Origin of the sequence: Nocardia sp. Root136 (assembly GCF_001427185.1) — a bacterium.
In the GTDB taxonomy this organism is placed as follows: Bacteria; Actinomycetota; Actinomycetes; order Mycobacteriales; family Mycobacteriaceae; genus Nocardia; species Nocardia salmonicida.
The window spans coordinates 1,369,843-1,377,561 of the sequence record NZ_LMFE01000001.1 but is presented as its reverse complement, the minus strand read 5'-3'; the positions used below and the strand labels follow the sequence as shown (position 1 = coordinate 1,377,561).

Below are 7,719 nucleotides of genomic sequence, written 5' to 3'. Positions count from 1 at the left end.
GGCAATACGCGCACGTCGCCAGCTCCCGTTCGAGAGGTTGAGGACCCATGCCAGAACAGCCGTCCGGTGAGATCGGGTGACGAGGTCGAAGCACATCGAGTCGGATACCGAACCAGATGAGGACACCGCTATCGAGGATCGGGTGACAGAGCCGAAGTTGACCGAGTCGAGTTCCGAATCCGCTGACGCCGTGTCCACCGACGGTGGGGTGCGCCGCACCGTGCTGCCCGGTGGCCTGCGCGTGGTCACCGAGCACGTGCCGGGCGTGCGTTCGGCCTCCATCGGGGTGTGGGTGGGCGTCGGTTCGCGCGACGAAGGCCCCACCGTGGCAGGCGCCGCGCACTTCCTCGAACACCTGCTGTTCAAGGCGACCCCGACGCGCACCGCCCTCGACATCGCGCAGTCCATGGACGCGGTCGGCGGCGAACTCAACGCGTTCACCGCCAAGGAACAGACCTGCTACTACGCCCACGTCATCGACGAGGACCTGCCGCTGGCGGTCGACCTGGTCTCCGACGTGGTGCTCAACGGGTTGTGCCGCGCGATCGACGTCGACGTGGAGCGCCAGGTGGTCCTGGAAGAGATCGCGATGCGCGACGACGACCCCGAAGACCTGGTGGCCGATTCCTTCCTCACCGCCATGTTCGGCGACCACCCCATCGGTCGCCCGGTGATCGGCAGCGTGGAATCCATCGAGAACATGCAGGCCGCACAGCTGCGCGGCTTCCACCAGCGTCGCTACCGACCCGAGCGCATGGTGGTCGCGGTGGCGGGCAACGTCTCTCACGAACGTGTCGTGGAACTGGTGCAGCGCGCGTTCGGTCCCCATCTCGACACCGCCGCCGAACCCGCGCCGCGTCGCGAGGGGAAGTTCCGCGCCCAGGGCGCCCCCGGACTGATCAGGATCAATCGCGACAGTGAACAGACCCACCTCGCCTTCGGCGTGCGGGCCTTCGGCAGGCACGAGGGCCAGCAGCGTTGGCCGCTGTCGATCCTCAACACGATCGTCGGCGGGGGCCTGAGTTCGCGTCTGTTCCAACGTATCCGGGAAGAACGCGGCCTGGCGTACTCGGTGTACTCGAGCGTGGACACCTTCGCCGATACCGGCTCGTTCTCGGTCTCGCTGGGCTGCCAGCCCGAAAACCTCGGCCAGGTCACGACATTGGCGCGCGATGTGCTCGACGACATCGCGGCCAACGGCGTCACCGACGCCGAATGCGCCAGGGCCAAGGGCTCTTTGCGTGGCGGACTTGTACTCGGTCTCGAGGACTCGGCCTCGCGGATGAACCGCATCGGCCGCAGCGAACTCAGCTACGGCAATCACCGCAGCGTCTCGGCCACCCTGGCCCGCATCGACGCCGTGACCACCGAGGAAGTCAGCGACATCGCCGCCACCTTGCTCGCGCGCCCCTACGGTGCAGCGGTGTCGGGGCCGTACCAGCGCACCCGCGACCTGCCCGCCTCGGTGCGAAAGCTCGTCGAGCGCTGACCGATTCGGCTCGGGGAGCCGAACGACAGGGGGGGAGGGGATCGGTCATGCCGGTGCAGGTGGCGCTCGAGCGGGCGCGCGTGGCCCAGGAGATCGGACGGATCGAGGAGGCGCGGCGGATTCTCGGGACGGCGTTGGCGGACGCGCCTGACGACCCGCGCGTGCTGGTCGGGCTGGCGGACATCGCCTACGACCTCGACGAGTTCGACGACGCCGTGCGCTTCGCCGGACAGGCACTGCACGCCGATCCCGATTCCGCCCGCGCGCACCAGCTGGTGGCGATGGCCTACCCGATGCGCGAGGAGTGGGACCTGGCGCTGGAGCACGGCCACACCGCCGCCCGGCTGCGGCCACACGATGCGGGAACTCTGCTGTTGCTGGCGTGGTTGTACAGCAACGGCCCGCGCAAGGACCCGGACCGGGCGCGCGCGGCGGTGGTCGACGCGGTCGCGCTGGCCCCCGACGACGCCTTCGTCCACTGTTCGGCGGCCGAGACCTACCAGCGGCTCGTCGACCTCGACGGGGTTCGGCGCCACATCACGGCCGGGCTGGCGATCGACCCGCTGCACGTCGACCTGCTGCGGATGCAGGCGCGAGCCGAATTCGAGATCGGTGGTTTCGACGGTGGTCGCGAGGCCGCCATCGCGACCCTGCGCGGGCTCCTGGCCGACGCGCCGACCGATACCGCGGCGCGGCGGCTCCTCGCCGAAATGCACTGGCGGGCACTGCTCCGACTGGCGGCATGGGTCTGGGCTTTCGCGGGTTGCTGTGCGGCCGTGGCGATGTGGGCGCCGCCGATCGTGTTGCGAGTGGTCTCCCCGGTGATGTTCGCGGCTCTGCCGCTCGCCTGGTACGGGGTGTTTCGCAAGGTGCGCAAGCAACTACCACCGGGTTATCTGCGGGCCAGGGTGGCGCGACGACCACGGGTGCTGCTGGCGCTCGCCGCGGTGGCGGTATCGGGCTTGATCGTGGATCTGGGTGCGATCGCGACGCGGTCGGAATTCGCCGGGCTGGTCCGGGTGGGGTGCGTACTGCTGGTGCTCGGCGCCTTCGGTGCCGCTTTCGGGCATCTGCTGCTGTTCACGGCATGGATGCGGCGTGGTCTCGATGATCCCGATCCCGACGACGGTCTGGACTTCACCCTGACCCAGATCGTCGTACTCGGCATGTTCGTGGTCCCGTTGGTTGTCGTCGCGGCGTTCGTGCGGGGGTGGGCGCGGCAGCCCGCGGTGGTCGGTGCGCTGGTCGCGGTGCTCGGCGTCGTGCTGGTCACCCTGCTGATCGAGGCCGGGATCACGGTCTGGCTCGACCGGCGCGCGTTCCGCCACACCTGGGGGATCGGGGTGCTCGCGCTGTGCGTCCTGGTGCTGATGGCCGGGGCCGGCCTGGCGGTGCGGTGGGGTGGCGGCGAGATCGTCGACGGAGAGGTGCGCGGGCGGGAATTGGTGGTGCCGCCGACGCCGACGCCGACGCCGACGACTACGCGTCGCCCGCTCCCCACGATCCCGAGCCGATTGCTGCAGACGCCGATCAGGCCGCTACCGAGTAGCGGGGAGCCGCGCTAGCTCACGCCGAGTGTGTGTCGGCGCGGTTCGCGGCGTCGACGATCGAGCCGAGCAGGCCGGGGACGGCGTGCTCGACAGCCTCGGTGCGCAGGTTCTGGTAGGTCTGGCCGTCGATGGTCAGGCGCTCGATCAGGCCCGCCTCGCGCAGGATCTTGAAGTGGTGGGTCGCGGTGGATTTGTTGATCGCGTCGTAGAGGGCCGCGCAGCGAATCGGGGCGGCCGCATTGCTCAGACGACGGACCATTTCCAGGCGGACGGGGTCGTGCAGGGCGCCGAGGACGGTGGGGAGCGCGGCGACGGGTATGGTCGGCGCCGGGGAAAGATCATTAGCCTGTGTCATGATTTACCTCACTCGGGGGTTTGATACTCATCATACTCGGCGTAGCGTGAGGCTCGTTCGATGATGATCAAACTCTGCTGATGGGGACTGCTGTGGCAGCGACAACGATGGCGCCGGTCGAGGCCGGGCAGCGCTGGGCGTACGGGCTCGTCCTGGCCGCGAGCGCGGTAGCGCTCGGGGTTTCCGGGGCGCCCGCTCCGCTCTACGGGATCTATGAGACCGAGTGGCATCTGTCGCCGCTGACCACGACTCTGGTCTTCGCCGTGTACGCCTTCGCGGCGCTGGGCGCGGTGCTGGTCTCCGGCCGGATCTCCGACGTGGTCGGTCGCAAGCCGGTGATGATCGGCGCCTTCGCCACCATGATTCTCGGGCTGGTCGCGTTCCTGCTCGCCGATTCGGTGCCGATGCTGTTGCTGGCCAGGGCATTACACGGGGCGGCCGTCGGGGCCACCGTCGTCGCGGGCGCCGCGGCCCTGCTGGATCTGCGGCCCGAGCGTGGAGCGCGTTCCGGGCAACTCAGTGGCGTCGCGTTCAATGTCGGCATCGCGGTCGCGGTCCTGGGCACCGCGGTCCTCGCGCAGTACGCGCCGTCGCCGCTGCGCACCCCGTATGTGGTGATCGCGGTGGTGTGTCTGGCCGCGGGAGCGGGCATCCTCGCCCTGCGTGAACCGCACACCACCCGCGTGAAGGCGCGCATCACCATCGCGAAACCCTCGGTGCCGCACGAGATCAAGGCCGACTTCTGGTTCTCCGCGATCGGCGTGATGGCCGCCTGGTCGGTGCTCGGCGTGCTGCTGTCGCTGTATCCGTCGCTGGCCGCGGCCGAGACCGGCATGCACAACCTGGTCTTCGGCGGCGTCGTCGTCGCGGGCACCGCGCTGGTCGCCGCAGTGGTCCAGCTGTTCGCCACCCGTGTTCCGGCCCGCCGCGCCGCGGTGATCGGCGACCTCGGCATGGCGGCGGCGCTGCTCGCCACCATCCCGGCGCTGGCCACGAAACAGCCCGCGGTGGTGGTGCTCGCGGGACTGGTGCTCGGCGCCACCTTCGGGCTCGGGTTCGGTGGATCGCTGCGCCATCTGTCCGAAGTCGTTCCGCCGCATCGCCGTGGCGAGACGATGTCGGCCTTCTACCTGCTGGCCTACTCGGCGATGGCGTTGCCGACGTTGGCGGCGGGCTGGGCGGCGACGACCTGGGGGATCGCGACGGTGTTCCCGTGGTTCATCGTGATCGTTTCGGTGGCCTGTGTCGGTGCCGCGCTGTTGGGTCTGCGCGGGATCCGGGCCGGCGCGAAATCGGCGTAGAACACAGGCCGGTCCCGAGGGAATCGGGACCGGCCTGTGTGGTCACTCGGGCCAGCCGCCGTACGGAACGGTGATCAGTTCCAGGAAGTGGCCGTTGGGGTCGAGGAAGTAGACGCCACGACCCCCGTCGTTGTGATTGATCTCGTTGACCCCGTGTTGCTGGGGGTCGGCCCAATGGTCCAGTTTGTAGCGCTGGATCTTGGCGTAGGCCGCATCGAACTCGGCCTCCGAGACCAGGAACGCGTAGTGCTGTGGCTGGATTTCGGTAATGAAAGGCGGAACCTTCGCGAAATCGAAGGCCGCTCCGTGATCGAGGGCGATCGGAATGAACGGCCCCCACTCTTTTCCTATGTCCAACCCGAGGATGTCCGCCCAGAACTCGGCGGTTTCCCGATTATCGCGACATCCGACAATGGTGTGATTGAACTGCACTGACAGGGGATTTCTCCTTGTTCGTGATGGCGCCGACCCTGGGCACGGTACGAGGCGGCCGACAGGAGCACCATCACCGAGATCGAGGTTAGCGACAGATCCCGGAACCTGTAAAGAGCTCTCGCGGTAGCGTCGCGAGCATGAAGATTCGTGGAGCCGTTCTGGAACGGATCGCCGACCCGGCGCCGTTCGCCGATTCACAACCGATCACCGTGTGCGACCTGGAATTGGCCGAACCGGGACCGGGTGAATTGCTGGTGCGGATCGAAGCGGCCGGACTGTGCCACTCGGATCTGTCGGTGGTGGACGGCAATCGGGTGCGCCCGGTGCCGATGCTGCTCGGCCACGAAGCCGCGGGCATCGTCGAATCGGTGGGCGCCGGTGTCGTCGATGTGACGCCCGGGCAGCGGGTCGTGATGACGTTCCTGCCGCGCTGTGGTGACTGCGCGGGCTGCGCGAGCAACGGGCGCACGCCGTGTGGGCCGGGCAGTGTGGCCAACAACGCGGGCGAACTGCTCGGCGGCGGGCGACGGCTCACCCGCGACGGCGAGCAGGTGCAGCACCACCTCGGCGTCTCCGGCTTCGCCACGCACGCGGTGGTGGACCGGCGTTCGGTGGTGCCCGTCGACGACGACGTGCCGCCCGAGGTGGCCGCGGTGCTGGGCTGCGCGGTGCTCACCGGCGGCGGCGCGCTGCTCAATGCGGCGAAACCCGGTGCGGGAGATCGGATCATGGTGGTCGGGCTCGGTGGCGTGGGGATGGCGGCCGTGCTCGTCGCGGTCTCGCTCGGTCTCGGTGAGGTGATCGCCGTCGATACCGTTCCCGAAAAGCTGGCGCTGGCACGCGAATTCGGTGCGACGGTGGCCTGCACGCCGGGCGAAGTCGCCGAGCAGGGGGTGCTGGCCGAGGTTGTGGTCGAAGCGGCGGGCAACGTTCGCGCGTTCGAAACCGCCGTCGCCGCAACGGCACCCGGTGGCGTCACCGTGACGGTCGGCCTGCCCGCCCCGACGGCCACCGCCACGATCTCGCCGCTGGCGCTGGTCGCGCAGGGCCGCACCATCATCGGCAGCTACCTCGGCTCCGCGGTTCCCGACCGCGACATTCCCGAATATGTGCGGATGTGGCGCGCGGGCAAGCTGCCGCTGGAGCGGCTCGTCTCGGCCCGCATCGGACTCGACCAGGTGAACAAGGCGATGGACGATCTCGCGGCGGGCGCGGCGCTGCGGCAGGTCATCGTCTTCGACTGACGCTTCGCCCGGCTCGACGGCGTGAGGTCGGCGCCGCGGCCCCGTCGGCTGCTCGATAGGCTTGCCCGAGCAAGCTGAGTCGAGGACGAGGAGATGCGGTGACCATTCGGGTCGGAGTGCTCGGAGCACGCGGCAAGGTCGGGCAGGCGATCTGCGCGGCGGTGGAGGCGGCGCCCGATCTGGAGCTGGTGGCGCAGGTCGACAAGGGCGACGCGCTCGAGGCGTTCACCGAGAGCGGCACCCAGGTGGTCGTCGATTTCACCCACCCCGATGTGGTGATGGGCAACCTGAGGTTCCTGATCGCGAACGGCATCCACTCGGTCGTCGGTACCACCGGCTTCGACGAGGCCCGCCTCGCCGAGGTGCGCGGGCAGCTGGCACAGCGGCCCGAGGTGGGCGTGCTGATCGCGCCGAACTTCGCCATCGGCGCGGTGCTGTCGATGCGCTTCGCCGAGCAGGCGGCACGGTTCTTCGACTCGGTCGAGGTCATCGAGCTACACCACCCGAACAAGGCCGATGCCCCCTCCGGCACCGCCTACCGCACCGCCGCGGTGATCGCCGCGGCCCGCGCCGCGGCCGGGGTCGGGATCAGCCCCGACGCCACCACCACCGAACTCGAGGGTGCTCGCGGCGCCGACGTGGACGGTGTGCGGGTGCATTCGGTGCGGCTGGCCGGGCTCGTCGCCCATCAGGAGGTGCTGTTCGGCACCCAGGGCGAGACCCTGACCATCCGCCACGACTCCATCGACCGGTCCTCGTTCGCGCCGGGCGTGCTGCTCGGGGTGCGCGAGATCGCCGGGCGACCGGGACTGACCGTCGGGCTCGACCCGTTCCTGGATCTGTGAGCGACTCCGCCGACCAGCGACCTGATCGGCAGGTCCTGAAAACCGTTGCGGTCGTGGCATTTCTGGTCGTCGCGCTGCTGTTCTACTTCGTCCGGCTCGGCGGTCTCGCCATCGCCTACATCGCCGACGGCGGGTTCGCGGGTATCGCGATCGGCATCGGCATGCTGCTGCTGCCTGTTGTCGGTATCTGGATCCTGTGGGCGACCTTGAGCGCGGCCTTCGCGCATCAACGACTGGCCCGGCGTATCCACGAGGAGGGTCTCGAGGTCGACACCTCGGAACTGCCGCGCCGACCCTCCGGCCGGATCGAACGCGACGCGGCCGACGCCCTGTTCGCGCAGATCAAGACCGAATGGGAAGCCGACCCGGACAACTGGCGCTCCTCCTACCGACTGGCCCGCGCCTACGACTACGCCGGCGACCGCGGCCGCGCCCGCGACACCATGCGTCGCGCGGTGGCGCTGGAAAAACTGGAACGCGACCCAGGAGAGTAGCGAGCC

General features: G+C 69.3%; 8 protein-coding genes. 6 read left to right on the top strand and 2 right to left on the bottom strand.

The window, feature by feature from the left end:
- Positions 1–157: 157 nt before the first annotated feature.
- Both ASD42_RS06550 and ASD42_RS06545 read left to right on the top strand, forming a co-directional pair.
- A complete protein-coding gene (locus ASD42_RS06550; RefSeq protein WP_056815619.1) occupies positions 158–1,489 on the top strand; it encodes a M16 family metallopeptidase in 1,332 nt (443 codons plus the stop codon).
- 47 nt (positions 1,490–1,536) lie between these two features.
- Complete coding sequence (locus ASD42_RS06545) at positions 1,537–3,054, top strand: tetratricopeptide repeat protein (RefSeq protein ID WP_056811485.1); 1,518 nt, start codon at positions 1,537–1,539, stop codon at positions 3,052–3,054.
- Between the two features lies 1 nt (position 3,055).
- Here ASD42_RS06545 and ASD42_RS06540 read toward each other — a convergent pair whose 3' ends face one another.
- Positions 3,056–3,394: an ArsR/SmtB family transcription factor gene (locus ASD42_RS06540; protein ID WP_056811481.1), complete on the bottom strand. Its 339-nt coding sequence runs from the start codon at positions 3,392–3,394 to the stop codon at positions 3,056–3,058.
- An 80-nt stretch (positions 3,395–3,474) separates the two neighbouring features.
- On the opposite strand from ASD42_RS06540, the gene ASD42_RS06535 reads away from it, so the two are divergent.
- Complete coding sequence (locus ASD42_RS06535) at positions 3,475–4,695, top strand: MFS transporter (protein WP_235569327.1); 1,221 nt, start codon at positions 3,475–3,477, stop codon at positions 4,693–4,695.
- 42 nt (positions 4,696–4,737) lie between these two features.
- On the opposite strand, the gene ASD42_RS06530 is transcribed toward ASD42_RS06535, so the two are convergent.
- The gene (locus ASD42_RS06530; RefSeq protein WP_056815614.1) at positions 4,738–5,133 is read right to left on the bottom strand and encodes a VOC family protein; all 396 of its coding nucleotides are present in this window, start codon (positions 5,131–5,133) and stop codon (positions 4,738–4,740) included.
- 134 nt (positions 5,134–5,267) lie between these two features.
- Between ASD42_RS06530 and ASD42_RS06525 the strand changes: the two genes are divergently transcribed.
- From ASD42_RS06525 to ASD42_RS06515, 3 genes are all read left to right on the top strand, one after another.
- The gene (locus tag ASD42_RS06525) at positions 5,268–6,374 is read left to right on the top strand and encodes an alcohol dehydrogenase catalytic domain-containing protein (RefSeq protein WP_056811479.1); all 1,107 of its coding nucleotides are present in this window, start codon (positions 5,268–5,270) and stop codon (positions 6,372–6,374) included.
- 98 nt (positions 6,375–6,472) lie between these two features.
- Complete coding sequence (dapB, locus tag ASD42_RS06520; protein ID WP_056811475.1) at positions 6,473–7,219, top strand: 4-hydroxy-tetrahydrodipicolinate reductase; 747 nt, start codon at positions 6,473–6,475, stop codon at positions 7,217–7,219.
- Between the two features lie 53 nt (positions 7,220–7,272).
- A complete protein-coding gene (locus ASD42_RS06515) occupies positions 7,273–7,713 on the top strand; it encodes a hypothetical protein (RefSeq protein WP_370585111.1) in 441 nt (146 codons plus the stop codon).
- The last annotated feature ends 6 nt before the right edge of the window (positions 7,714–7,719 follow it).

Bases quoted from the DNA above. Each gene is read 5' to 3' on its own strand.
- ASD42_RS06545 (WP_056811485.1), top strand. From the start codon at position 1,537: ATGCCGGTGCAGGTGGCGCTCGAGCGGGCGCGCGTGGCCCAGGAGATC.
- ASD42_RS06540 (WP_056811481.1), bottom strand. From the start codon at position 3,394: ATGACACAGGCTAATGATCTTTCCCCGGCGCCGACCATACCCGTCGCC.
- ASD42_RS06535 (WP_235569327.1), top strand. From the start codon at position 3,475: ATGGGGACTGCTGTGGCAGCGACAACGATGGCGCCGGTCGAGGCCGGG.
- ASD42_RS06525 (WP_056811479.1), top strand. From the start codon at position 5,268: ATGAAGATTCGTGGAGCCGTTCTGGAACGGATCGCCGACCCGGCGCCG.